Source organism: Chryseobacterium sp. T20 (genome assembly GCF_047345655.1).
In the GTDB taxonomy this organism is placed as follows: Bacteria; Bacteroidota; Bacteroidia; order Flavobacteriales; family Weeksellaceae; genus Chryseobacterium.
Window position 1 is genome coordinate 25,524 of the sequence record NZ_JBLFDU010000002.1, and the last position, 25,903, is coordinate 51,426.

Annotated in this window: 24 protein-coding genes; 7 read left to right on the forward strand and 17 right to left on the reverse strand. The window is 36.5% G+C overall.

The genetic code is table 11. From position 1 onward, the window contains the following. The first annotated feature begins 71 nt into the window (after positions 1-71). Positions 72-2,024, forward strand: coding sequence for a M4 family metallopeptidase (locus ACMA47_RS05445; RefSeq protein ID WP_413928993.1), 1,953 nt, complete (start codon positions 72-74; stop codon positions 2,022-2,024). 78 nt (positions 2,025-2,102) lie between these two features. Here ACMA47_RS05445 and hemH read toward each other — a convergent pair whose 3' ends face one another. From hemH to ACMA47_RS05460, 3 genes are read right to left on the reverse strand one after another with little or no spacing between them, the layout of a single operon-like run. Then, a complete protein-coding gene (hemH, locus tag ACMA47_RS05450; RefSeq protein ID WP_413928994.1) occupies positions 2,103-3,131 on the reverse strand; it encodes a ferrochelatase in 1,029 nt (342 codons plus the stop codon). 15 nt (positions 3,132-3,146) lie between these two features. Beyond that, positions 3,147-3,674, reverse strand: coding sequence for an NADPH-dependent FMN reductase (locus tag ACMA47_RS05455; RefSeq protein ID WP_413928995.1), 528 nt, complete (start codon positions 3,672-3,674; stop codon positions 3,147-3,149). A 10-nt stretch (positions 3,675-3,684) separates the two neighbouring features. Further along, positions 3,685-4,563, reverse strand: coding sequence for an iron-sulfur cluster biogenesis protein NfuA (locus tag ACMA47_RS05460; protein ID WP_034694953.1), 879 nt, complete (start codon positions 4,561-4,563; stop codon positions 3,685-3,687). A gap of 162 nt (positions 4,564-4,725) precedes the next feature. Between ACMA47_RS05460 and ACMA47_RS05465 the strand changes: the two genes are divergently transcribed. Next, positions 4,726-5,262, forward strand: coding sequence for a gamma carbonic anhydrase family protein (locus ACMA47_RS05465; RefSeq protein WP_034694954.1), 537 nt, complete (start codon positions 4,726-4,728; stop codon positions 5,260-5,262). Between the two features lie 176 nt (positions 5,263-5,438). On the opposite strand, the gene ACMA47_RS05470 is transcribed toward ACMA47_RS05465, so the two are convergent. Further along, the gene (locus ACMA47_RS05470) at positions 5,439-5,891 is read right to left on the reverse strand and encodes a hypothetical protein (protein ID WP_413928996.1); all 453 of its coding nucleotides are present in this window, start codon (positions 5,889-5,891) and stop codon (positions 5,439-5,441) included. An 82-nt stretch (positions 5,892-5,973) separates the two neighbouring features. On the opposite strand from ACMA47_RS05470, the gene ACMA47_RS05475 reads away from it, so the two are divergent. Beyond that, on the forward strand, positions 5,974-8,100 hold the full coding sequence (locus ACMA47_RS05475) for a helix-turn-helix domain-containing protein (RefSeq protein ID WP_413928997.1): 2,127 nt from the start codon (positions 5,974-5,976) through the stop codon (positions 8,098-8,100). A gap of 36 nt (positions 8,101-8,136) precedes the next feature. Here ACMA47_RS05475 and ACMA47_RS05480 read toward each other — a convergent pair whose 3' ends face one another. The 3 genes from ACMA47_RS05480 to ACMA47_RS05490 all read right to left on the reverse strand — a co-directional run bounded on the left by ACMA47_RS05480 (position 8,137) and on the right by ACMA47_RS05490 (position 10,045). After that, positions 8,137-8,985 carry a M12 family metallopeptidase gene (locus ACMA47_RS05480; RefSeq protein WP_413928998.1) on the reverse strand — a complete coding sequence of 283 codons (849 nt, stop codon included), beginning with the start codon at positions 8,983-8,985 and terminating at the stop codon, positions 8,137-8,139. A gap of 166 nt (positions 8,986-9,151) precedes the next feature. Continuing rightward, positions 9,152-9,589, reverse strand: coding sequence for a hypothetical protein (locus ACMA47_RS05485; protein ID WP_413928999.1), 438 nt, complete (start codon positions 9,587-9,589; stop codon positions 9,152-9,154). Continuing rightward, entirely contained in the window at positions 9,590-10,045 is a 456-nt protein-coding gene (locus ACMA47_RS05490) for a hypothetical protein (RefSeq protein ID WP_413929000.1), read from the reverse strand. A 230-nt stretch (positions 10,046-10,275) separates the two neighbouring features. On the opposite strand from ACMA47_RS05490, the gene ACMA47_RS05495 reads away from it, so the two are divergent. The 3 genes from ACMA47_RS05495 (at position 10,276) to ACMA47_RS05505 (ending at position 13,155) form a co-directional block, all read left to right on the forward strand. Beyond that, positions 10,276-11,280, forward strand: coding sequence for an LLM class flavin-dependent oxidoreductase (locus ACMA47_RS05495; RefSeq protein WP_413929001.1), 1,005 nt, complete (start codon positions 10,276-10,278; stop codon positions 11,278-11,280). Positions 11,281-11,348: 68 nt separating this feature from the next. Next, a complete protein-coding gene (gene ribB, locus ACMA47_RS05500) occupies positions 11,349-12,470 on the forward strand; it encodes a 3,4-dihydroxy-2-butanone-4-phosphate synthase (protein WP_034694964.1) in 1,122 nt (373 codons plus the stop codon). 103 nt (positions 12,471-12,573) lie between these two features. Beyond that, positions 12,574-13,155, forward strand: coding sequence for a Crp/Fnr family transcriptional regulator (locus tag ACMA47_RS05505; protein ID WP_413929002.1), 582 nt, complete (start codon positions 12,574-12,576; stop codon positions 13,153-13,155). A gap of 77 nt (positions 13,156-13,232) precedes the next feature. Here ACMA47_RS05505 and fmt read toward each other — a convergent pair whose 3' ends face one another. The 6 genes from fmt to folK form a co-directional block, all read right to left on the reverse strand. Further along, a complete protein-coding gene (fmt, locus tag ACMA47_RS05510) occupies positions 13,233-14,180 on the reverse strand; it encodes a methionyl-tRNA formyltransferase (RefSeq protein ID WP_413929003.1) in 948 nt (315 codons plus the stop codon). Positions 14,181-14,346: 166 nt separating this feature from the next. After that, the gene (locus tag ACMA47_RS05515) at positions 14,347-16,254 is read right to left on the reverse strand and encodes an ATP-dependent DNA helicase RecQ (RefSeq protein ID WP_413929004.1); all 1,908 of its coding nucleotides are present in this window, start codon (positions 16,252-16,254) and stop codon (positions 14,347-14,349) included. A 77-nt stretch (positions 16,255-16,331) separates the two neighbouring features. Then, positions 16,332-17,771, reverse strand: a complete 1,440-nt coding sequence (locus ACMA47_RS05520) for an OmpA family protein (RefSeq protein ID WP_123279201.1) — start codon at positions 17,769-17,771, stop codon at positions 16,332-16,334. Positions 17,772-17,982: 211 nt separating this feature from the next. Then, positions 17,983-19,509, reverse strand: coding sequence for an OmpA family protein (locus ACMA47_RS05525; RefSeq protein ID WP_413929005.1), 1,527 nt, complete (start codon positions 19,507-19,509; stop codon positions 17,983-17,985). 53 nt (positions 19,510-19,562) lie between these two features. Beyond that, positions 19,563-20,678, reverse strand: coding sequence for an OmpA family protein (locus tag ACMA47_RS05530; RefSeq protein ID WP_413929006.1), 1,116 nt, complete (start codon positions 20,676-20,678; stop codon positions 19,563-19,565). Positions 20,679-20,695: 17 nt separating this feature from the next. Next, positions 20,696-21,112, reverse strand: coding sequence for a 2-amino-4-hydroxy-6-hydroxymethyldihydropteridine diphosphokinase (gene folK, locus ACMA47_RS05535; RefSeq protein ID WP_413929007.1), 417 nt, complete (start codon positions 21,110-21,112; stop codon positions 20,696-20,698). A gap of 20 nt (positions 21,113-21,132) precedes the next feature. Here folK and sppA point away from each other — a divergent pair, with 20 nt between their 5' ends. Then, positions 21,133-22,890, forward strand: coding sequence for a signal peptide peptidase SppA (gene sppA, locus ACMA47_RS05540; protein ID WP_413929008.1), 1,758 nt, complete (start codon positions 21,133-21,135; stop codon positions 22,888-22,890). 76 nt (positions 22,891-22,966) lie between these two features. Here sppA and ACMA47_RS05545 read toward each other — a convergent pair whose 3' ends face one another. The 4 genes from ACMA47_RS05545 to ACMA47_RS05560 all read right to left on the reverse strand — a co-directional run bounded on the left by ACMA47_RS05545 (position 22,967) and on the right by ACMA47_RS05560 (position 25,850). Further along, positions 22,967-23,227, reverse strand: a complete 261-nt coding sequence (locus ACMA47_RS05545) for a GlsB/YeaQ/YmgE family stress response membrane protein (RefSeq protein WP_034694983.1) — start codon at positions 23,225-23,227, stop codon at positions 22,967-22,969. A 72-nt stretch (positions 23,228-23,299) separates the two neighbouring features. Beyond that, positions 23,300-24,253 (reverse strand): signal recognition particle-docking protein FtsY, encoded by a 954-nt coding sequence (gene ftsY / locus ACMA47_RS05550; RefSeq protein WP_034694984.1) that lies wholly within the window; start codon positions 24,251-24,253, stop codon positions 23,300-23,302. Positions 24,254-24,268: 15 nt separating this feature from the next. Further along, a complete protein-coding gene (locus ACMA47_RS05555; RefSeq protein WP_413929009.1) occupies positions 24,269-24,736 on the reverse strand; it encodes a RidA family protein in 468 nt (155 codons plus the stop codon). A 157-nt stretch (positions 24,737-24,893) separates the two neighbouring features. Next, positions 24,894-25,850, reverse strand: coding sequence for an MBL fold metallo-hydrolase (locus tag ACMA47_RS05560; RefSeq protein ID WP_413929010.1), 957 nt, complete (start codon positions 25,848-25,850; stop codon positions 24,894-24,896). Positions 25,851-25,903 lie beyond the last annotated feature (53 nt).

Consider the following 25,903-nt stretch of genomic DNA (forward strand, 5'->3'; position numbering starts at 1 on the left):
TTTATTCATTGTTTTTGTTGTTTTATTGTGAAAAGTTTATAAATTCGTCACCACAATCAACCAATATTAATATGAAAACGAAATTTATCTTAGTGGCAAGTGTTGCCGCCTGCTCCTTTGTGTTTGGACAAAACACTCCATCGAAATTAGTTCCGGGTAAAAGCGGACTACATGCTGAATTTATGAGATTTGAAAAAAATGCACCTGCGTATCAGGGAACTCCTGTTTTATTTGACGAAGCTTCTCAGAGACTTTCTCCGGGACAAGCTCGCAAACTGGGGCTGGAAAAAGATGCATTAGGTTTTGAAACTCAAAGATTTCAACAGACCGTTAATGATATTCCTGTAGAATACGGAATGATGGCGGTACAGACAAAAGACGGTAAAATTGTAGGACAATCCGGAAAATGGGTTGTTAAAGTTCCGAAAGGGCTTGAGAAAAATGCCGGTCTTGCTGAGAATGCAGCATTACAGAGTGCTTTGTCATTCGTAGGTGCTGACTCCTATAAATGGAAAAATAAAGAGGAGGAAGATTTTCTTAAAAAGGAAACAGGTGATCCCAATGCAAGCTATGCTCCTAAAGGTGAATTAGTATATTATTCAGATCCTGATGATGATAAGATGAATGATTTAAGGCTAGCTTATAAATTCGATATCTATGCGGAGAAGCCATTAAGCAGACAATATGTTTTTGTAGATGCTAAAAATGGAAAAGTACTGGGAGTAGATGCTATTATTCATGAAGTGAATAGCCCTGGAACAGCAGTTACAGGATATAGTGGAACCCGCAACATTACCACAGATTCTTATAACGGAAGTTACCGTTTAAGAGAAACAGGAAGAAATGGGGGAACTTCTGTAGAAACTTACAACCTGAAAAAGGGAACCAGCTATGCTTCTGCAGTAGACTTCACAGATACTGACAATAACTGGAACAATGTCAATACCAATAAAGACCAATATGCTACCGATGCGCATTGGGGAGCAGAAATGACAGTGGATTATTTCTATACAAAATATGGACGTAAGAGTATTGATAATAATAATTTTGCTATTAAATCTTATATTCACTATTCTACCAACTACTTCAATGCATTTTGGGATGGTTCCAGAATGACTTATGGAGATGGAAGCTCTACCACAAACGGAGGAAAACCTTTAACAGCAATAGATGTATGTGGTCATGAAATTACACACGGATTGACTTCTAAAACAGCGAATCTTGCTTATCAGAGAGAATCCGGAGCATTGAATGAAGGTTTCTCAGATATCTTCGGAAATACCATTGAGCGTTGGGCAAGACCTACTCAGGCAAGCTGGACATTGGGAGAAGATTTCAACTACGTGATCAGAAATATGGCGAATCCAAATGCTTACAGCCAGCCAGATACCTATATGGGAACCTACTGGAAAACAACTACAACTTCAGGTTGCGTTACGCCTAGCCAATCTAATGATTATTGTGGAGTTCATACCAATTCAGGTGTCCTTAACTTCTGGTATTATTTGTTAGTTACAGGAGGTTCCGGTACGAATGACAAAGGCTTTGCATACAATGTTTCAGCCATCGGACTGGATAAAGCCGGAGCAATTGCTTACAGAACATTAACGACTTATCTTACTTCTTCTTCTACCTATGCGAATGCAAGAACCTATTCTATTCAGGCTGCTACCGATTTATACGGAGCAACCAGCAATGAGGTGACTCAGGTTAAAAATGCATGGAATGCTGTAGGTGTAGGGGGTGGAACTTCTCCGGCAGGAAAAGTGGCACCAGTAGATACAGCTCTGTACACTATAAGTCCAAACCCTGCAACAGACAGATTTACCATCAACTTTGAAGGAAAATCAGGAAAAGGAATTGTAGAATTGGTAAGCCTTACAGGTAAGAAAGAAATTTCTGAGAAAGTAGAAATAACTGATGGGGGCAATAAGCTGAACATCCAATTGCCTTCCAATATTCTTCCTGGAGTATATATTGTATTGGTAAACGGAGAGAAAGCAGGAAACCTTATTAAAAAATAGCACCAAACTTTTTAATATATTCAACAAAAAGGCCGCAAGTTAATTCTTGCGGCCTTTTGTATATTTTGAGTAAAAAAATTATACTAAATAAAAATCATTCAGTTTTTCTTCACAAAGCGTTTTTACAACTTCAATCCATCGGTCTTCATCATTCAGACATGGAATATAATGGAAGTTTTCACCACCACCATGCATGAACTGCTCTTTTCCTTCTACAGAAATTTCTTCCAGGGTCTCAAGACAGTCGGAAACGAATGCCGGACATACAACAGCCAGGTTTTTTATTCCCTTTTTACCAATGGTTTCCAGAGTTTCGTCTGTATATGGCTCAATCCACTTGTCTTTTCCTAATCTTGACTGGAAAGAAACAATTGTTTTCTCTTTAGGTAAATTCAGTTTATCAATGACAAGCTGTGTGGTCTTATAACATTGATGACGGTAGCAGAACTGATGACTTGGATTATCCTCTCTGGAACAACAGTCGTTAAGGTTACAGGTCTTCGTAGGATCTGTCTTATAAATATGTCTTTCCGGAACTCCATGATAAGAAAACTGCAGGGCATCAAAATTTTCAGGAAGCTTCTCTTTAATACTTTCTGCAAGGCAGTTGATATAAATATCCCTGTTGTAGAAAGGCTGAATATAATTGATCTTTATAGTTGGAAAATTCTTTTTTCTCACTTCTTCCGCTTTTTCAATCACGGTTTCCGTGGTACTCATCGCATATTGAGGATATAGTGGAAAAAGAACAATTTCAGTGACTCCCTGATCAACCAGTTTCTGGATACCAGCTTCAATGCTTGGTTGCGCATATCTCATCCCGATTTCCACAGGAACATCTACTACTTTCTGCAATTTTTTCTGAATTTGTTCAGTAATCACAATCAGTGGAGAACCTTCAGCCGTCCAAACCGTTTTATAGGCTTCAGCAGATTTCGCAGGTCTTGTTTTCAGAATGATTCCCTGTACAAGAAGTGCACGAAAGATCCAACGGTAATCAATCACTCTTTCGTCCATCAGAAACTCATCAAGATATTCCTTTACGTCGTTTACAGAAGTTGATCTCGGTGATCCGAGGTTGACTAGTAAAATTCCTTTCTTATTCAATATTCTAAATTTTAATTATGAAACAGAACTTGTAAAATCTGTTACTAATTTTAATACTTTGGCAAAGGTATTACTTTCCAGTAAGCCATTGCCGTCAAATTTGCCTTTTATCCCTTTTATTAAAGCCTGATGTTTATCATCTGTTATAGCTCCAAGAGTCTTTAAAATTAATAATAACTCTTCGTGTCCTTTTTCTCCACTGGCAGAAGCGGTGATCACAGCAACAGGTTTTTCAGAAAAAACTGTCGTGGAAACACACCACTCCAACAGATTTTTTACCCTTCCCGGGATACTGAAAATATATTCCGGTGTGGAAAATATAACCCCTGAAGCGTTTTTAATATCTTCTCTGATTTTCAGAACTTCTTCCGGAGTATGCTCATCTGTTAATGCCGTATCAAAATGCGGAAGAAAAGAGAGATCAGCATACATCTGAAAGTCTGTATTGTCTATCTTTTCCAGCACCTGCTCCATCAATTTCTGATTGCTGGAACTTTGTGAAGCACTTCCAATAATCACCAAAATTTTCTTTCCGGGAGGCATTTTAACTGTTTTATCCGTTTACGGCTTCCACTCTTTCTACCAAGTCCGGAACGAATTGTTTTAAGATATTTTCAATTCCGTTTTTCAAAGTAGCAGTAGAACTTGGGCAGCCTGAGCATGCACCCTGTAGAAGCATTTTTGCTGTTTTACTTTCCTGATCATATTCCATCAGAGAAATTTTTCCCCCATCATTTTCTACAGCAGGAGCTACATATTCATTTAAAATGTCAGAAATTTTCTGCTCATCCTCTGTATAATCTCTGTTGATAATTTTTTCAACCGGGTTTTCGTGTTTCTGAGGTTCTATTTTTGAAATTTCACCTCCGTTCTGAAGATATTCAGCGATAAGCGCACGAACAGTCATCATTACCTGGTGCCATTCTACAGAATTGTTTCTTGTAACCGCTACAAAGTTGTCTGAAATGAAAACTTCCGTTGCAAAATCAAACTCTTTAAAAATAGCCAGCGCCAAAGGAACTTCCTCAGCAGCTTCTTTCGATTTTACTTCCACAAAACCATCCATCAGCAATTTGCTTGATACAAACTTCATTACATTTGGATTCGGAGTCATCTCAGCATAAATCTGATACATTTCTTTTTTCTTCTGAAGATAAATTCTCGGGTTGGCCAGTAATTCATCCTCAATTACATTTTTCAGACTTTCAGCAACATGTTCCCATTCTATGGTATCCTGTTTTGCTACTGCTACAAAATTAGCGGTAATGAAAACTCTTTCCACAAAAGGATAATTGAAAAGTTCCTGTGCCAAAGGAATTTCCGAAATATCTGAATTTCTGTCCAGTTCTAAAGACCCTGGGATGAGGTTGTAATCTGCTACAAATTTCATCACTTTTGGGTTTTCAGTTGGTTCTATAAGTACGGTACGCATTTTTTCGTTAAATTTGAGATACAAAAATACGCATTAGAAGTTAGAAGCTGAAAATTGAGAGTTAGATTTTTGCTATCACTGTAATTTAGAAGTTAGATATCAGAAAAGATAGTGTATTTCAATTTTCAATTGGGCACATTTTCACATTTTCAAATTAATATTATGGCACTAATAAAACAGCTTTTAGGAAAAGCACCACAGATCGGAGAGAATACTTTTTTAGCAGAAACTGCAACTATTATTGGCGATGTTACAATGGGAAAAGACTGCAGTGTCTGGTATAATGCAGTGATCAGAGGTGATGTTCACTATATCAAAATGGGTGACAAGGTGAATGTTCAGGATAATGCAATGTTGCACTGTACGTATCAGAAATATCCTTTGAATATCGGGAACAATGTTTCTATAGGACATAATGCCATTGTTCACGGATGTACCATTAAAGATAATGTACTGATCGGGATGGGAGCTATTGTGATGGATGATTGTCTGGTAGAAGAAAACTCCATTGTAGGAGCAGGTTCTGTAGTGACTCAGGGAACTCACATTAAATCCGGAGAAGTTTGGGGTGGAGTTCCTGCAAGAAAAATCAAAGATATCAATGCCCAGTTACTGGAAGGAGAAGTGAACAGAATTGCAGATAATTATGTGAAATATTCTTCATGGTATAAGGAGAATGTGAAGGATCATCAATTTTAGGAGGTCAAGTGAAGAATGAATAGTGAATAGTGAATAGTGAATAGTGAATAGTCAATTCGCTGCGCATGTCAATTTTGAAAGTTCACATTTCACCATTGATCTATTTAAAAATAAATATAAAAGCTCTGTTCTGAAACAGAGCTTTTTCGATTTGATATAGAACCTTTGCTTTATTGTTAATTATTATCCGGTGTAATAAGTCTGATCTTACCATTGATACATTTGAGTGATGTAGGTGGCTCGATCATCATACAGTCAGACGTAATATTATACTTTTCATTAAAAGCTTTCACTTTATCCGTATACTCATTCACCCTTGGTAGGAAAGTCGCTTCTATTTTCTTAGGATAGGCAATGTATTGCTGAGGTCCGCCGCAGGCTTTTGATCCCATAGGAGTAAATGCCCATTGGCTGGCATCCGTACATTTTTCTCCTGATACTTCAGATTCAATAGAAGCTTTTAATCTATCCAGCTGTGCCTGTTCATATTTCTGACTTTCTTCGTCTGCAGGTCTGTCAGCAATATCAATAGGAAGATTGGTATTGGCATTCTTTGATGTGTTACACGAAACTAAAGTTAATGTAGTACACAATACTATTGCCGGGATATGAAAGAATAATTTTTTCACAATAAACTTTTTTCTTTTTAAGAATTTTCAAAACTTATGCCAAGGTAAGAAATTCAAATTCATTTCCGTATTTTTGACGAAGATGAATAATCATTTTTTTGACTTAATAGAATATACGAACAGAAGTGTTTTTTTAACCGGGAAAGCCGGAACAGGAAAGACGACATTTCTTAATGATTTTGTAAGGCGTACCAAGAAAAAGCATATTGTAGTAGCTCCCACGGGAATTGCTGCCATTAATGCAGGAGGAGTAACAATTCATTCCATGTTTGGACTGCCCTTAAGAACCTTTCTTCCTACTACAGAAAGGATAGATACCAGTTTGGCTAATAATATTGCCGATCTGATGCCCCATTTCAAATACCGTAAAGACAAACTGAAACTTCTGCGAGAAGTTGAAATCATTATCATTGATGAGGTTTCAATGCTGAGGGCTGATGTTCTGGATATGATGGATTTTTCTTTGAGATTCATCAGAAGGAATAACCAGAGATTTGGAGGTGTACAAATGCTTTTTATCGGGGATTTATTTCAGCTTCCTCCGGTAGTGAGGGATGAGCATATCCTGAAAATGTATTACAACTCACCCTTCTTTTTTGACAGCCATGCAATTAAAGAAATTCCTATTGTTACCATTGAACTGACAAAAGTTTACAGACAATCTGACGAAGAGTTTCTGGAAATTCTGAATGCTATCCGTGACGGCGATGTGGATAATATAGACTTTAATCATCTCAATGAAAGGTATGATCCTGATTTTGATATGGGAAAAGAATCTTATGTATATCTGTGTTCTCACAACAAAATGGCAGATGAGATCAATCAGGAAAAACTGACAGAAATAAAAGTTGATCCTCAGGTGTATGAAGCTAAACTGGTAGGTGATTTCAAAGAAAACCAATTTCCGAACGAACAGTTTTTAGAACTGAAAATTGGAGCTCAGATCATGTTTATCCGAAATGATATTACTGGTGAAAAGAAATATTTTAACGGAAAACTGGGCGAGATTATCGGATTGGATGAAAATGAAATCCGTGTTGTACTGGATGAAAGTGAAAGAGAAATTGTTGTCAAAAGAGAAACCTGGGAACAGAAAAAATATTTCCTTGATACTGATAAAAATATTCAGGAAGAAGTGCTAGGAAGTTTCGAACAGTTTCCTATCAAATTAGCATGGGCGGTTACGATTCACAAAAGTCAGGGATTAACGTTCGATAAAGTGATTATTGATGCAGGAAAGAGTTTCACAGCTGGTCAGGTTTATGTAGCTTTATCCCGTTGCAGAACTTTGGAAGGAATTGTTTTAAAATCAAAAATTACTCCTGAAGTTATTTTTAAAGATAACAGAATTTTGCATTTCCACACAGATACGATTGCCAACGACCATGTGGAAGCTATTCTGAATCAGGAGAAATATGATTACAGCATCAGAAAAGTGTTGCGCACATTAGACTGTACATGGTTTTTAAAGGAAGTGGAAGAGTGGAATAACCTTTCCATTGTCACTAAGAATATTGACCATGTTAAAACCAAACAGCTTTATCTTCAGTTGAAACATGAAGCGGTAAATCTTGGGAAAATATTTGAGAAACTGGAACGTATTATTTTTCAGAAAGTCAATAATTTTATTGAACAGAAAGAAGAATGGTCTGAAATTGAGAGTAAATCAAAAGGCGCTGTTAATTTCTTTTTTACAGAAACCAGAAATAAAATTTTTGATCCTTTAAAAGAATTTTATGCTGAAATAAAAGGTGCGAAAGGTTTAAAACAATACAACGAAGAATTTAAAAGCTGGCTGGAAGACATTGAAGAGTATCTGAACAGCCTGAAAGATATTCACTTACTTGAAACTAAACTTTTAGATGAAAAAAATGATAAAGAAATCAATCTGAAAATTGCTAAAGTTCCGTCACAAGTTTTAACTTTCCAGCTGTTTGAACAGGGGAAAACGATCGGAGAAATCGCTTTAGAAAGAGGTTTGGTAAAAGAAACTGTTATAGGACATCTTGCCAAGTTTGCAGAACAGGGATTGCTGGATATCTCCAGAGTTATTACTTCAGATAAAATCAAAGCCTTTGAAGATGAATTCTACAAAAATCCACACGAAACTTTAACCGAGTGGAAGAGTGCACTGCCAAGCCATTTTGAATTTAACGAAATCAGGATTTTAATTAATCATTATAATTATAAAAAAGAAAAGAACTCATAAGAGTTCTTTTTTTATGGATTGGTGATTCTTAAAAATTTAAGGATACATTGCATTGATGGTATTGATATCTCCGGTAGTAAATCCGGTTCTGTTATAAGTAAAATTGCTGTTATCAGCTCTTGTAATCGTTGGTAATCCATTTTTAGAATAAGAGGTTGGCCAATACATCATCACAGAATTAATATTAAACGGACCGATATCTGTTCCGGAATTATAAATATTGAAATTATAAGATTGTCCGTTTTGAATATTGTTCCAAAGGATTTTTACATATTGATCTCTGTCTTTACGCGTATGTTCATGGTAAAGTCCTACTGTATGTCCCATTTCATGAATGACTGAACCTACAGAAATGTATTGGTCCAAAGAAACGGTTTGTTTTCCACCCTGATACCCGATATGAGCCCAGCCATCAGATCCTGACGAGCTTCCGAAAATAAATTCCACATAATTAGACTGATTGGTGCGGTAGATCCACTGAGTATTGGTTTTATTATTATACTCGCTGATAGCAGAATTGATTTTATTGACGTTGATGGAACCCATATTGCTGGCAATGGTGTAGTAAATTTTACCATTGGGCCATCTTGAATAGCTGGCGCCGCCTTTATTAACTTCATTACCTTCTGATAATTGTTTGTCGGTAAGAACAATATCTCCCTGGAAGAAATTCATTCCGTTTTTTCTTTCATAGGTAATTTCCTGGCCGTTCAATTGTCCTTTTTTTACATTGTCTTTGTTGAGCGCATTGGTTTGAGCTTCGGAAGTAATTTCTTCATTGTTTTTACTGCAAGAGGAAAATGTAGCAGCAATAAGAAAACTCATAAAGACAGTTTTTCCTGTCAGCATCTGCTTATAAAACAGGCTGTTTGTTTTTTTGTTCATATTAAAGTTTTTAAAAATTTGGTATACGAATATAATGAATATGTCTCTTTTTATTGAATTATTTTTGTTAAAATATACTTATTCGTGTTGTTTATTTTAAAAATCATTTAAACGAAAACCTGTAAAATAAAAAAGGGTTCTGAAAATGTTCAAAACCCTTTTATTTTTATTCGTTTAGCATATCTTGATTGACTCTGTAGCCAACGATTTTTATATCTCCTTCTTTGTTCTTTTCTAAAGTAAAAGATTCTTCTGTTTTCTTAGTCCCTCTTTTTACATTGTACATAAAGAAGTATTGACTTCGTACATTACTTCCCTTCACAACCATTGTTTCCCATTTGGCAAGATTATATTCTTCAACAGGACCAATCGCATTGACTGTATTCATAAGTTTTACAAGTTTTTCTTTATTGGTCACCTCAAAAAACTTTTCACCAAATAACTTATAAATATCATCCGGATTTTTTCCGTATCGAAGTTCCCAATAAAATTTTATGGGAATTTTTTCACCATCTGTTTTGTCAGACTCTCTGTCTTTATAAAATTGATTGTAAGAACAGCTTATTAAAAGGAATGATAAAAGGAGCAAATAAATATTTTTCATTTAAATTTTAGTGTCTAAGATTAATTTTCTTCGGTTGTTATCATAAAAAGTAGCATGATAACTTTCGTCTCTGAATTCAGTTTCTGTATTTTCTATTTCATTAAATAAGCTTTTGTCTGTCCGGGAAAATTCAACAATTTCAAAGTACTTTTCATCAATATAGTTGAAGTCTACAAGTTCCAGATAATCATTAATGGAACTTTTATCAATCATAATTTTTCCACCGCCAAACTGATGTCTGTTCTGACCATTTTTCTTAATGCCGGACACCCAATATTCTTCTCCCGTTTCTATATCAAAATGATTAGCATTGATTCCTGGCCTTTTGAGTTTTTTGAGTGCCTTGTTATCGAAATAAACAGTTTGCCCTGATTTTGAGAATTCTACAAAACCAATCCATGCAGGTCCGTGATGACCATAGGATTTGTTTTCGACATACATTATTTTTGTTTTCATGTTTTGGTTTGATACTGCAATTTACCCAAAATCTTATAAGTAAAATCAAGTAAACAAAAATTTTATTCCAATAGTTTTTCCCTGAACTGATCCATTGTTTTTATTAATTACAAAAAGTAACTAATGCAGTTTTTAAGTTTTAAATTTGTATGGTTTTAAGAACCAATTTAAAATTATGAAATTGACAGAGGAGATTTCCTATCACCTTTGGAAAAATTAACGATCTCAATATGAAAAATTTTGAAATTTCTGTTTTAGATCTTGCACCGGTAAAGCAAGACAAAAGCATTCATGATACTTTTCAGGACAGCTTATCATTAGCCAATCACGCTGAAAATTTAAATTATAAAAGATTCTGGCTGGCAGAACACCACAATATGGAAAGTATTGCAAGCTCTGCAACTTCTGTTTTAATTGGTTTCATCGCCAATGGAACGAAAACAATCAGAGTAGGTTCAGGAGGAATTATGCTTCCTAATCACAGCTCTCTGATCATTGCAGAACAGTTCGGTACTCTGGAGTCTTTGTTCCCAGGAAGAATTGACCTTGGATTAGGAAGAGCTCCGGGGACAGATGGCTTAACAGCACAAGCGTTGGGAAGAAATCCAGCGATCATCAATGAACAGTTTCCTAGACAGATCCTCGAACTTCAAAGATATTTTTCAAAAGAAAATTCAGATGCGATGGTTCGTGCCATTCCGGGAGAAGGGCTGGATATTCCGCTTTATATTCTGGGGTCAAGTACAGACAGTGCATGGCTGGCTGCAGAACTAGGTTTGCCCTACGCATTTGCAGGACATTTTGCTCCTGAGCAGATGGAAATGGCTTTTAAAATTTATAGAGAACATTTCGAGCCGTCAAAATATGCAGACAAACCTTATATCATTGCTTGTGTTAATGGCGTAGCAGCTGAAACTTCTGAGGAAGCTCATAAAATTTCCACCACTTTATTCCAGGCATTCATCAATATTGTAAGAAACGACAGAAAACCTTTTGCTCCACCCGTGGATGATATGGATGAAATCTGGTCGCCAATGGAAAAATCTATGGTGTTGCAGAAACTGAGATATACGTTTATCGGAGATCAGGCTGAAGTTCAGGAAAAGCTTAAAGATTTTCAGGAAAGATTCCAGGTAGATGAACTGATGATCAATTCACATATCTACGATCATCAGAAAAGATTGAGATCTTACGAGATTTTCAGAGAGGCTGCAGACTCTTTATCCAAAGCGTAATAAACCATACATAATTAATTGGCAGATGCTTATTTTTATGAGTATCTTTGCACAAATAAAAAGTAAACATGTCCGATATTAAATTAAATACTATTCCAGAGGCTATTGAAGACCTTAAAAATGGTAAAATAATCATAGTAGTAGATGATGAAGACAGAGAGAATGAAGGTGATTTTCTTTGCGCAGCAGAACTGACAACGCCGGAAATTATCAATTTTATGGCGCTTCACGGAAGAGGACTGATCTGTATGCCACTTCCTGAAAAAAGATGTGATGAGCTAGGCCTTGAAGTAATGGTAAGCAGAAGCAGCGATCCTAAAGAAACTGCTTTCACCGTATCGGTTGACCTTTTGGGTAACGGAACATCTACCGGAATTTCTGCAGGTGACAGAGCAAAAACTATTTTAGCACTAATGGATGAAAAATCCAAGCCTACAGATTTTATGAGACCTGGTCACATTTTCCCGCTTCGTGCAAGAAAAGGTGGAGTATTAAAAAGAGCCGGACATACTGAAGCTGCGATTGATCTTACGCATTTAGCAGGATTGAAAGAAGGAGGAGTAATCTGTGAAATCATGAATGAAGACGGAACAATGTCTCGTCTTCCTGAACTTCACGCTTTTGCTCAAAAACATGATATGAAGATCGTTTCTATTGAAGATCTGATCCACTATCAGCTTAAAAAAGGAAACCTGGTAGAAAGACTTGAAGAGAAAAAAGTGAAAACGCACTACGGTGATTTTGATTTTTATGCTTTCAGAGAAACTTCTAACGACCAGATCCACTTTGCATTGACAAAAGGAGCATGGACAGTAGATGAGCCTGTTTTGGTAAGAGTACAGTCTTCAGATTCTTATTTTGACGTATTGACCAGACTGAATAACGGTGAAAAGCCATTGTTGGAAAAAGTAACAGGGATGGTGAATGAAGCTGGAAAAGGAGCTATTATTTTTATCAACAACGTTTCCAATTCTGAAAATACATTGAGAAAACTTCAGCAATTCCTGAACTATCAGGACGGGCAGGAGCAGCATCCTACATTGGCTTACAATTACAGAGACTATGGAATTGGAACGCAGATCTTAAAGAATTTAGGAATCAACAAGTTTAAAGTAATCACTCAAAACCCTAATATCAAACCTCAGGTTGGAGGATATGATGTAGAGGTGACTGAGATGGTACAACTATAGTTAATGAATGGTCAATAGTGAATTGTTTTCACAATAAATGACTGTTTGTAATACAAAATTATAAGGTTTAGGATTTTTCTAAACCTTTTTTTATTTTTAAACCATGACTGAGTCTTTAAAAAAACACATCCGGGGATATATTGATATTTCAGACGAAAAGCTGGAAAAATACTGCAGTGCCTTTAGTCTTCAGAAAATAAAGAAAAAAGAATTCCTTTTAAAAGAAGGAGAGATTTGTGAATTTGAAGGATTTGTGGTGAGTGGCTGCTTTAAAGTTTTTCATACTCATCATAATGCCGCCGAACAGATATTGTATTTTGGAGTTGAAAACTGGTGGATTTCCGATATTGATAGTTTTGTCAATCATATTCCTTCAAAGCTCAATATTCAGGCACTGGAGGATAGTGAGATTCTTCTCATTCCCAAAAAGGAAAAAGAGAAATTGTACGCTGAAATGCCAGAGATTGAAAGGTTAATGAGACTGAAGTTTCAACAATCTATTATAGCATTGCAGCGTAGAATTATTGATAATTTAAGCAAACCTTCAGATGAACGCTATATTGAGTTTTTGAAAGATTATCCGCAGACAGCAAGCCGTCTTACCAATATTCAGATTGCCGCTTATCTGGGAGTGACTCCTGAATTTATAAGCAGAATCCGAAAGAAAATTGTCAGTAAAAGCTGATGGCTGGAAAATAAAAAGTCCCAAAAGTTTGTTTATAAATACTTTCGGGACTTTTCTCTATGAGATATAATCTATTTTTAGCCTAATGCAATTCCGTCAAAATTTCGGAAGCCATTCAGAAAATCTTTTACCATCATTCTTTTTTTACCTTCCAATTGAAGTTCCAAAGGATAGTAAATTCCGTCCTGGGTATAGATTTTAAATTCATTCTTAGAAATATCAAGACTTCCGGCTGGTTTTCCGTGATCAGAAAGTTCAAATTTACCCCCGAATATTTTTAATCCCTTTTCTTCGTTGTCAATCTTTAAAGTGGCGAAAGCTGCAGGATAAGGAGACATTCCCAGAATAAACTGATGAACGGTTTTTGAAGGCTGTACCCAATTGATTCTCGTATCTTCCTTGAAAATTTTATAAGCGTTTTTAGGATGTTCAACGTGTGGCTGAGGTTTTTCTTCAATTGCATTTTCAGCAAGGCCATCTAATGTTTTAACAACAAGACCGGAACCCATCTCCATCAGTCTGTCATGAAGACTTCCTGCATTTTCGTCCGGTAGAATTTCCATTTCCTGCTGAAGAAGAATATTACCTTCATCAATTTTTTCATTGATAAAGAAGGTCGTCGCTCCGGATTTTTCTTCCCCGTTGATCACTGCATAATTGATAGGGGCCGCACCTCTGTAATCTGGAAGTAATGAAGCATGAAGATTGAAAGTTCCCATTTTAGGCATTTCAAAAAGTACTTTAGGCATCATTCTGAATGCTACCACTACAAAAACATCAGCATCCAGTTTTCTAAGTTCTTCAAGAAACTCAGGGTTTCTCAATTTTTCCGGCTGAAAAACAGGAATATTGTTTTCTTCTGCATAGATTTTTACCGGTGACTGGTGAATTTTCTGTCCACGTCCGCTTGCCTTATCGGCCACAGTTACTACACCTACCACCTGATGGTGAGATTGATGGATGGCCTCCAAAGAGGTTTTTGCAAACTCAGGAGTCCCTAAAAAAACGACTTTCAATGATTTCATCCTGCAAAGATAAGTTTTTGATCTGAGAGTCGGAAAATATCATGGTTTGAGGGTAGGAGAGTTTTAGGGTGTGAGAGTTTGAGAGTAGCAGATTTAGGCAGGTTGAGGTCATAATAATTACATCATACTCTCTTTCTACACAATGTTTACCAATGCTCATTACTCATTACTCATGATTAAGCGCATACGTCCTGAAGTTCAGCATTCTTACTTTTCCTGAATCCAAAAGGAAGATCAGATTTTCCAGGATATTTTCTTTTGAATGATAGCTGAGCTGGATAGACAGTTCTTCAATTGTTGCTGACTTTTTGGCCAATAAATTAATGATCTGTTGAGAAATATTCTTACCAAAAATAGACTGTTTATTTTTTTCACAGACAGAACACTGACCACAGTTTTTTGAATTTTTTTCACCAAAATAGGCTAGGATAAGTTTCATTTTACAGTAGTCATTATTTTCTACGTAAAACTTCATCTCTTCCCATTTCTGAATTTTGTTTCTCTGAATATGTTCAAATAATTTCCAGTAAGTGCTATTCACAGCTCTTTCATCACGCGGTTTCAGGAATTTAATACTGGCTAGTGCTCCATCGATATATTCAAGATAATTCTTTTGCTGAAGTTCTTTCAGCCGTTCTTTGATCAAAGGAGCGCTGATATTGATTTTGTTGCTTACCTGTTGTTCACTGAACATTACTTTGTGGGTGGTAATTCCTGATATATTACGGAAAAGAAGTTCTATAAAATAAGCATCTTTTTGGGGCAGCTGGTCCATCTCATCGGCTTTGATAAAAAGCTCAAGTGAAGACAGACTTTTGTAATCGTTGTAGTAGACAATTTCCTGGTTGTGGAGAAAATTGAGTACATTGTTGATCTTTGCTTTCGACAGTTTTGTAAAATTCTGTATACTGAGACTATTCAGTTGAAAAGTTTTTTCCGGAAGTTCAAATTCTGCTACCTGAAAAATAGAGTAGAGGTAGCTAATGATCTTCAAAAACTCAGCTTTGTTGGGAGTCTGATTTTTTAAAATCTGATCAAAATTCAATAATTCCTGTTTGTTCCAGAGCATGAAGGCAAAACTGTCTTTTCCATCTCTTCCGGCTCTTCCGATCTCCTGATAATAGTTTTCCAGAGAAGCAGCAGGGGAATAGTGAATCACAAAACGAACATTGTCTTTGTCAATACCCATTCCAAAGGCATTGGTAGAAATAAGAACATGGTTGTCACTATTGTTCCAAAGATGCTGTCTTGCATTTTTTTCTTTGGTTGTTAAGCCTGCATGGAAATAATCCACGTTTTTCAGTTGGTTTTTCTTCAGGAATTCTGCCAGCAGTTCAGCTTCTTTTCTTGTTCTTACATAGACAATTCCAGAGTCATTGCTATATTTTAAAATGTCAAAAACACGTTGGAATTTGTCCGAAACTTCATCGGTAAAAATTTTAATATTCTCTCTTTTGAAACTCTTTTGAAAAACAAAAGGATTTTTCAGTTCCAGTTTATTTTTGATTTCTTCAAGCACTTTTGGAGTTGCTGTTGCAGTCAAAGCAAGACAGGGAATTTCAGGATTATTACTTCTGAATCCTTTTATATTCTGATAACTGGGTCTGAAATCCTGACCCCATTCTGAAATACAGTGAGCTTCATCCACAGCAATGAAGGATAGTTGAATTTCCTCCATGTTTTGAATAAACTGACTATTGGTAAGTCTTTCAGGAGAAACATAGAGTAGTTTAGTAAGTCCTTCTTTACAACGGTCATAAACTGCTTCTGCATCATATTCATCCAGTTCGGAGGACAGATATTCTGCTTCTATCCCACGTGATTTAAGCTGATTAACCTGATCCTTCATCAGTGCCAGCAAAGGAGACACAACAAGGCAGGTTCCTTCTTTCAATAAGGCGGGGAGTTGATAGCATAAAGATTTTCCTGCTCCTGTGGGTAGCAGAACCAGGGTGTCTTTTTCGTTGATGACAGCATTGATAATTTCTTCCTGAGAATCTCTGAAGTCGGTATAACCCCAGAAATACTTAAGAGTATCATATTTTAGCTTTTGAAAATCCTGCGGAGAAATCATGTTGTAAAAATAAGGAAAGAATTAGACAAAAAAAGTCACGCAGGGCGTGACTTTCATATGATATATCAATATATTTATTATTTAGCTTCGAAGTATACTCTTCTATTGGCTCTGTTTTTCCATTCAGGGCACTTCGTTGCTGGTTCACATTCAGGGTATTTAAGGTCTTTTTCACCTTTTCCTATTGCCTGTAGTTTACCTGTTTGAACTCCGTTTTTGATCAGATAGTTCTTAACGTTGTTTGCTCTTCTTTCTGATAGTTTTTGGTTGTAAGCATCAGTACCTCTTGTGTCAGTAGCTCCGATTACATTATAAGAACCAGTTGAAGAATTGATGTAGTTTACAGCATTATTTAAGATTGGAGTATTTGATGGTAAAATTCTGTCAGAATTTAAATCAAACTCAATTCCCTCCAGCTTAGTTTCTGTTTCTACCACAGGTCCTGTTGTAGCTACAGGACATCCGTTGTTTTCAACAGGTCCTGGAACTGTTACACACTTATCGTAAAGGTCAATTACACCGTCTAAGTCAGTATCAAGCGCAACTCCGGCACCGTCCACTCTTGCTCCTGCAGGAGTATCAAGTTGTCTGTCCCAATCGTCACATACTCCATCGTTATCAGCATCTCCTTTTTTACATACTTCGATATCCTGGTTTTTATTAGCCAGTACATCCAGTTTGTAATAGATTTCCTGAAGTGGGTCATGCCACATTAAGTGAGATTCGTGCTTTCCAAGTTTTACAGAAAGACCTAGGGTAGCATTGAAGAAGTTGTCAGAAACCTGCTCAGAACGCTTGTTGATAGCGCTGTAAGCATCACCACCTCCGTCAAATTCATCATCACCGGTAACCACATACATTAATCTACCTTCAATATCGATTCTTCTGTTGACTTTGAATTTAAGACCTGTACCAGCCTGGAAGAACAGAGAACCTAATTGGAAAGGTTTGATTTCAGTCATTAATGTCTGTTTGTTACTTCCGTCTTTCTGGTATGCTCTGTAGGCAATAGTACCAATACCTGCGTATCCATGAAGTGCCCATCTGTAAGGGGAGTGGTTATCCACTCTTCTTAACAGGTTCGAGAAGTTAATATCTCCTAAGAGAGAGATTGCGTCATACTGAGTTCTTGCTCCTACCGCTGATGCATCTGGTGCTGCATTTTTAGTATTGAACCATCCTTGTCTGGTTTCACCTCTGTCATATTGTAAATTAATCCCAAAAGCATGGGTGATCGCTTTATCAATACTTACATACGCTGAATATCCAAAAAGGTTTTTACCGTTACCATTTTTGATAGAAGTCAAATCTGCTGACTGAAGAAGTGGAACACCTACACCAGCAGAAATAGACCAATCGTTAAATCTTTTAGATTGATTGGTGAATGGGGAAACATTAGCAGATCCCGAAGAAAATGTATTAGGATACTCTCCTTTTGAAACTGCCGTTGAGTCTTGTGCATACGTGGCAGAAGGAATTGCCAAAGCTAATGCAACAATTGCTAAACTTAATTTCATAGTGTTATTTTTTTAAGTTAAGTTATTTAAATGATTTTTTTACGCTAAAAAGTGATTTTGTGTTAATTTTTTTCAAAACAAACTTACTGATTACTAATGTGTTTCGCACAGTTGTCCTGAAAATAATGATAAAGGTATGTAAAAAAATTCGTAGTAGAAAAAAAATAAACCGAAAAGAGCAATTCTTTTCGGTTTAAGAAGTATTTGAAAATTATTTCTTCTTTTTCTTAGCAGGAACTTTTTTTACTGCTTTTTTTACAGGAGCATCTTCATAGTCTTTCTTTTTGATAGAATCCCATTCTGAACTTTCTATAAATCTTACAGTAACTTTTCTGTCTGCCATTCTTTCAGCATCTGAAGCTGATGCAGGGATTGTTGCTTCCGCAGAACCAACTCCTCTTGATTTTAGTACATTTTCATTAATGCCTCTGTTTTCAAGAGCTCCTACTACAGCAGCTGCTCTTTCTTTAGATAATCTAAGGTTGTAGGCTGCATTTCCTTTGATATCTGTATGCCCAGTTAACAAATAATTACCTCCGTTTTCTTTAATAATTGAAGCTGCCAGATCCAATTTTTCGTTAGATTCAGGTCTGATGGTAGCTTTATTAAAGTTGAAATAAATATCCTTAAGGGTTTTTTCTACTTCTACAGCAGTTTCCTTATGATCTTTAACGATAGGACATCCGTTGTTTTCAACAGGTCCTGGAACTGTTACACATTTATCGTAAAGGTCAATTACACCGTCTAAGTCAGTATCAAGCGCAACTCCGGCACCGTCCACTCTTGCTCCTGCAGGAGTATCAAGTTGTCTGTCCCAATCGTCACATACCCCGTCATTATCAGCATCTCCTTTTTTACATACTTCGATATCCTGGTTTTTATTAGCCAGTACATCAAGTTTGTAATAGATTTCCTGAAGTGGGTCATGCCACATAACGTGAGACTCATGCTTTCCTAATTTGAAAGAAAGACCTAATGTCGCATTGAAGAAGTTGTCAGAAACCTGCTCAGAACGCTTGTTAATCGCGCTGTAAGCATCACCGCCTCCGTCAAATTCATCATCACCTGTTACTACATACATTAATCTACCTTCAATATCGATTCTTCTGTTGACTTTGAATTTAAGACCAGTACCAGCCTGGAAGAACATAGAACCTAATTGGAAAGGCTTGATTTCAGTCATTAATGTCTGTCTGTTACTTCCGTCTTTCTGATATGCTCTGTAGGCAATAGTACCAATACCAGCATATCCATGAAGTGCCCATCTGTAAGGGGAGTGGTTATCCACTCTTCTTAATAAGTTAGAGAAGTTAATATCTCCTAAGATAGAGATTGCGTCATACTGAGTTCTTGCTCCTACTGCTGATGCATCTGGTGCTGCATTTTTAGTATTGAACCATCCTTGTCTGGTTTCACCTCTGTCATATTGTAAATTGATCCCAAAAGCATGGGTAATCGCTTTATCAATACTTACATAGGCAGAATATCCAAAAAGGTTTTTACCGTTACCATTTTTAATAGAAGTCAAATCTGCTGACTGAAGAAGGGGAACACCTGCTCCTACAGATATAGACCAATCATTAAATCTTTTAGACTGGTTGGTAAATGGGGTAACATTGGCAGATCCTGAAGAAAATGTATTAGGATACTTTCCGTTTGAATCTGCAGTTGAGTCTTGTGCATAAGTAGCAGAGGGAATTGCCAAAGCTAATGCAACAATTGCTAAACTTAATTTCATCGTGTATTATTATTTGATTTCTTTTATTGAAAAAGAAGTTTAAGTTTGTTTAATTATTTAATTGGACATCCATTGTTTTCAACAGGTCCTGGTACAGTTACGCACTTGTCGTAAAGGTCAATAACGCCATCCAGATCCATATCCAAAGCAACTCCGGCACCGTCTACTCTTGCACCTGCAGGAGTGTCAAGCTGTCTGTCCCAATCATCACATACTCCATCATTGTCTGCATCTCCTTTTTCGCAAACAACAAGGTCAGTACTTGCATTTTCAAGAACGCTGGTTCTGTAGTATGCTTCCTGAAGCGGATCATGCCATGCCAGGTGAGATTCGTGCTTTCCTAATTTGAAAGATACTCCTAAACTTACTGTCCAGGCGTTATCAGATCTTCTTGAGTTTAGCATGTTATATTTTGAACCTGGAGTGGAAGGATCATAATCATTAGGATCTGCCCATCCGCCACCATCAAACTCATCATCACCACTGATGATGTACATGGTTCTCGCCTCAACGTCAATAAGTTTAGAAACATTGTATTTTATTCCTAAACCTCCCTGATAGAAGATAGAGTTGATATCAATGTCTTGTTTTATGAACAAAGGTGTTCTTCTTGGAGTAGTGCTCCATCTGAATTCGTCGTTATCATGTAGTGATGTTCTGAATCCCTGAACTCCAATTCCCATATATCCATGGAAAGCCCATCTGTATGGAGAGTGGTTGTCTACTCTTCTGAATAAGTTCGAGAAGTTGATATCTCCTAATAAAGAGATGTTGTCAAATTGTGTTGTAGCAGTAGCTATTCCTGATTTTACACCTGCAGCACCGGGAAGCTGGGCTGTCTGTTTCGTTTCTCCTCTCATATACATTAGGCTTAGCCCGAATGCATGGGTGATTTGTTTGTCTACGCTTACGTACGCATTGTAACCCCAATTGGTCTTATCCTTGCGGATAGATTTTAAATCAGAGTGTACCATAAATGCAGGACCTCCTCCAACAGAAATAGACCAGTCTCTGAAACGTCTGGATTTGTTGTCGAAAGTTTGTACATTAGCGGAGCCTGAGGAGAATGTATTAGGATACTCTGTGGAAGAGTTTACTGTAGTGCCGCTGTTCTGTGCGAAAGCTGCAATTGGCAATGACGTAGCCAATAATAATAAACCTAATTTCATACAATATGTTTTATGTTTTAAATAAAATCTTTCAATAATATTCTGGAAAAATCCCTTTCAAAAAGATGTTTTTTATGAGGGATTTCTAACCTTTCTGATTTAAAATTTAACTCATTATACTTAATGATATCAATGTCTATAATCCTGTCAGTATAACCTCCGGATACTTTTGAATCATTAATTCTTCCCATCTCAACTTCTATATTCTTAATACAATCAAGCAGTTGGATTGGTGAAAGATGAGTGAATATTATTGCTGCAATATTACAAAAAATATTGGAACTGACAAACTCTACAGGGTCAGACATTAAAAATTCGCTGGTTTGTGAAATGTGATTTCCGGCTTCATTTATCATCTTTAATGCAAGCTCTACATTTTTTTTTTGCTCTCCTAAGTTACTTCCTAGTAACAAAACGACCTTATGCTGCGACATATTAGAAAATTGATTGATTTATGAGAAGTTTCTTTAAAAATGTTTTGGCAAATATAGTAGCAATTATCATACTTTGCGCTCTATTTTTCATCTTTTTCATTACGATGCTTGTGTTCAGTGCGATGGGGAATGATAAGTCGGTGGCGGTAAAAAAGAACTCCGTTCTTACGATTAATTTAAAGACAAATATAATCGATAGCCCTACTGAAGAAGAGATGGGATTATTCGGTTTAGGTGCTCAAAATAAAAGTATCCTTATATATGATGCATTGGAAGCTATCAATAAAGCAAAAACGGATGACAATATTAAAGGAATCAGTATAGAAACTGATTATTTATCTGCAGGACTTACTCAGATTGATGATCTTAGAAATGCTATTGAAGATTTCAAGAAGAGTGGAAAGTTTGTGTATGCATACGGAAATGGAGTATCACAGTCTGCTTATTATTTAGGATCTGTTGCTGATCAATATTATCTGCATCCTGCAGGAATGGTAGAATTAAAAGGTCTTTCTACAGAAGTTACTTTCTTCAAAGATTTTGCAGATAAATACGGGATTGGAATTGAAGTAATCCGTCACGGTAAATTCAAGTCTGCGGTAGAACCTTTTTTAAGAAATGATATTTCTCCTGAAAATAAAGAACAGTTAAGTACTCTTTTGAATGACCTTTGGAAAAACACTTCCAATAAAATGGCTGCTTCAAGAAAAATTGATACCGCTCAGTTCAGAATGATTACTGACAGCTTATATGGAATGATTCCTGAGCAAAGCTTAAAATATAAACTAGCAGATAAACTGATCCAGAAATCAGAATACGAAGATCTTCTTAAGGCGAAGTTAAGCGTGAAAAATGAAGATAAACTGAACAAGATTTCTTTGACAAGTTATATCAATTCTTATGCGGATGAAGATAAATCTGGTGAAAAGATCGCAGTACTTTATGCTTCGGGATCTATTAATAATGGAGATGAATACAATGATATTCATTCTGAGAAATATGTGAAGTATATTAAAAAACTTCAGGAGGATGATAAAGTGAAAGCGGTTGTTTTCAGAATCAACTCTCCGGGAGGAAGTGCTAATGCTTCAGATGAAATCTTATTTGAATTACAGCAGCTGAAAAAGAAAAAGCCACTAATCGTTTCTTTTGGAGACTATGCCGCATCAGGAGGATATTATGTAGCAATGGCTGCGGATAAAATTTATTCAGAGCCTAACACACTTACCGGTTCTATCGGAGTGTTTGGGGTGATGCCTTACTACAAAGATATTGCAGCTAAAAACGGAATCCGTGCAGATATTGTTTCTACCAATGCCAACTCTATGTATTATTCCGGATTAAACGGAGTGACGCCTTACGGAGTGAATATGATGACAAGAAGTGTAGAAGGTACTTACAAGAGATTTGTCCATTTTGTGACGCAGAACAGAAAGAAAACTTTTGAGCAGATTGATAATGTAGGAGGAGGTAGAGTATGGAGTGGCGTTCGTGCAAAAGAAATAGGATTGGTAGATGAATTGGGTACTTTAACAGATGCTGTGAAGTTTGCCGCTCAGAAAGCCGGATTAAAATCTTATCATGTAGAGGCTTTCCCTAAGAGAATGACTCCGTTCGAACAAATCTTCAAAGATCTTAATGAGGAAGATGTTTCTGCGAGAATTATCAAGAACAAGATTGGTAAATCCAACTATGAGATTCTGCAGCAGATTACAGACAAGAAACTACAGTCTGAGGTGAAAATGGAAATGCCTTATCAGATTAGAATCAACGACTAACTAAATTTTATATTGTATACAAAAATCCCGGACCTGAAATTTCAGATCCGGGATTTTATTTTTATCAGCTTTAATATCAGCTTTTCTTTGTTGCCATTCCGTAAATCCAGAGAATGATTAAAGCGCCTCCGATTGAGAGAATCCAGCTTCTGGGATTCCAGAATGAAGTGACATCTCCCCAGTGTAAAACGTAAACTCCTATAGCTCCTCCTACAAATGCTCCAAGAATTCCAAGGATGATAGTGATAAGCCATCCTCCTCCCTGAGTTCCCGGCATGATCATTTTAGCGATAGCACCTGCGATAAGACCAAATAGGATCCATGTAATAATTCCCATAGTTGCAAATTTTTTTATTGTTAATATTTAAAAATGATTTGTTTGCTAATATAAGGGAAAACATGATATAAATCATCTTTTCTTGAAGAATGAGTCTACAAATTCCGTACCATTAAAAAGTTGTAAATCCTGCATTTTTTCGCCTACACCAATATACTTCACTGGAATTTGGAACTGATCGGAGATACCGATTACAACACCTCCTTTGGCTGTTCCGTCCAGCTTGGTTACTGCTAAAGCATTTACTTCTGTTGCGGCTGTAAACTGTTTTGCCTGTTCGAAAGCATTCTGTCCTGTAGAACCGTCAAGTACTAATAGAATTTCATGAGGGGCATCAGGAATTACTTTCTGCATTACTCTTTTGATTTTCGAAAGCTCATTCATCAGGTTGATCTTATTGTGAAGCCTTCCTGCGGTATCAATGATGACAACATCAGCATTTTGAGCAACGGCACTTTGTACTGTATCAAAGGCTACTGAAGCGGGATCTGATCCCATTTCCTGCTTTACAATAGGAACACCCACTCTTTCGCTCCAGATAACAAGCTGGTCAACAGCTGCTGCTCTAAAGGTATCCGCAGCTCCAAGAACTACTTTTTTACCCTCTGATTTGAACTGGTGAGCCAGTTTTCCGATGGTTGTTGTTTTTCCAACTCCATTTACTCCTACGACCATGATGACGTATGGTTTTTTTGAAGTATCGATATTCCCTGTACCGGCATGTGGATTTTCAAGCAATAATCCTGAAATCTCGTCACGAAGAATTTTGTCAAGTTCGTTTACCCCTACATATTTATCTCTGGCAACACGTTCTTCAATTCTTTCAATGATTTTGATAGTGGTAGAGGCTCCTACATCGGAAGCAATCAGTACTTCTTCCAGATCATCCAGAACTTCATCATCTACTTTGCTTTTACCGACTACGGCTTTCGTCATTTTTTCAAAGAATCCCTGACTGGATTTTTCCAATCCTTTATCTAAGGTTTCTTTTTCTTCCTTTTTGAAAATATTTTTAAACCAACTCATAGTTTTAGTTTATTCTTATTTATTTTTAATCACTGCTGTGGCTTCTACTTCTATAAGCACATCATCTCTGAAAAGCTTGCTCACTTCTACAAGGCTGCTTACGGGAGGGTTTTGAAGGTTGACATACAAATCCCTTACTTTTCTGAAATCAGGTGTTTTTTTGATGTCTGTGGTATAAATTACCAGTTTGATAATATCTTTTCCTGTACCTCCATATTCCTTCAGGATATTATCAATATTCTTGAAAACCTGCTGCGTTTGCTCTTCAATGGTGCTTCCCACAAGATTACCTTCAGAGTCCAGAGGAACCTGTCCTGATAATAAAATCATTTTAGAATTTCCACAGTCAATAGTTACTGATTGTGATAATCCTTTAATGTTGAAAACTTTTGGCGAACTTTTATATTCTACAGAATTCATAGTTTTCTGACTGAATGAAAATAGAAAAGTTGCTGTACAGGCCAGAACAAGTATCTTTTTCATACTTTACTGATTAATAATCTGGTGAGCAAAGATAACAAAAAAACTACCCAAAACAGGAGTTGTTTTTTTATATGTAAACAAAGTCTTTATTATTTTTATTTCTTAATGGTTATTATCAAGAGGTTTATTGCTGTCTCTTAAATGAAACTGATTGTCGCTATAATTCAAATTCATCTCCCAGACGCGCAATATTAAAACCTTTTTCTATGACCTGTTTACTTTGTTGGCTTTCCGGATTTAAAATTTTATTGGTATGGTTAAAATGGATAAAGAAAATTCGTTTTTTATATTCTGGTGACAGGTTTTTAAATAGTTCCATACTCTCCACTATAAACGGGTGTGGAATATCTTCAATATTTCTGTATCCTATTTCTTCAGAATCATAGAATGTGCCATCCAGAAATGCATAATCTACTGTTTTTATCAGATCTGCAATATTGTATTTCCACTTATTCCATTTATCTATATCCGGAATGAATAACGCCTTTTTATGAGGTCCTTTAATAATGAAACCTACTGTTTCTGAATATTCATCGCGATGAGGAACCTGTAGAGGAGTGACTTCTAAATGAGAGTTCACCTTTATTGGCATTTCATTCTGCATCTCATAGGGAACAATATTATTCAAACGGATCAGCTGAGACCATGGTCCATTGTTTTCGAAAAACTTTTTAAGCCGTGGCATGGTGTACACGGGAACATCCTTGGAATTCATACCCTCTTTTCCTAAAAACATAAGACCTGTATAATGTCCGATATGCGCATGGGTGATAAAGATACCATCAGGTACCGTTTTCTTCGGAACTGCTGAATGTTCCATCAGGAATTGCAGTTGCTGGGTAAAATCCGGACTGGCATCGAAGATATAATTTTTCTGCAGCTCGTTATCAATGACTCCCAGAGAAGTTACTTTCCTGTCTTGCTTAGGGTGTTTCCAGAGATCCAGACAACATTCTTTACGGCATCCGATCTGAGGTGAACCGGCGTCCTGTACATTTCCTAAAATAATAATTTTTACATTCTCAGGAGTGCTTCCTTTGTTTTGACGAGTTTGAGAATGATATGAAGATCCGGTGAATAATAGGGCGGAAAATAAAATATAGAATTGCTTCATAATGTGTTTTTTTATGAAACGAATATAACAAAAAAACTACCCAAAAAAATGAG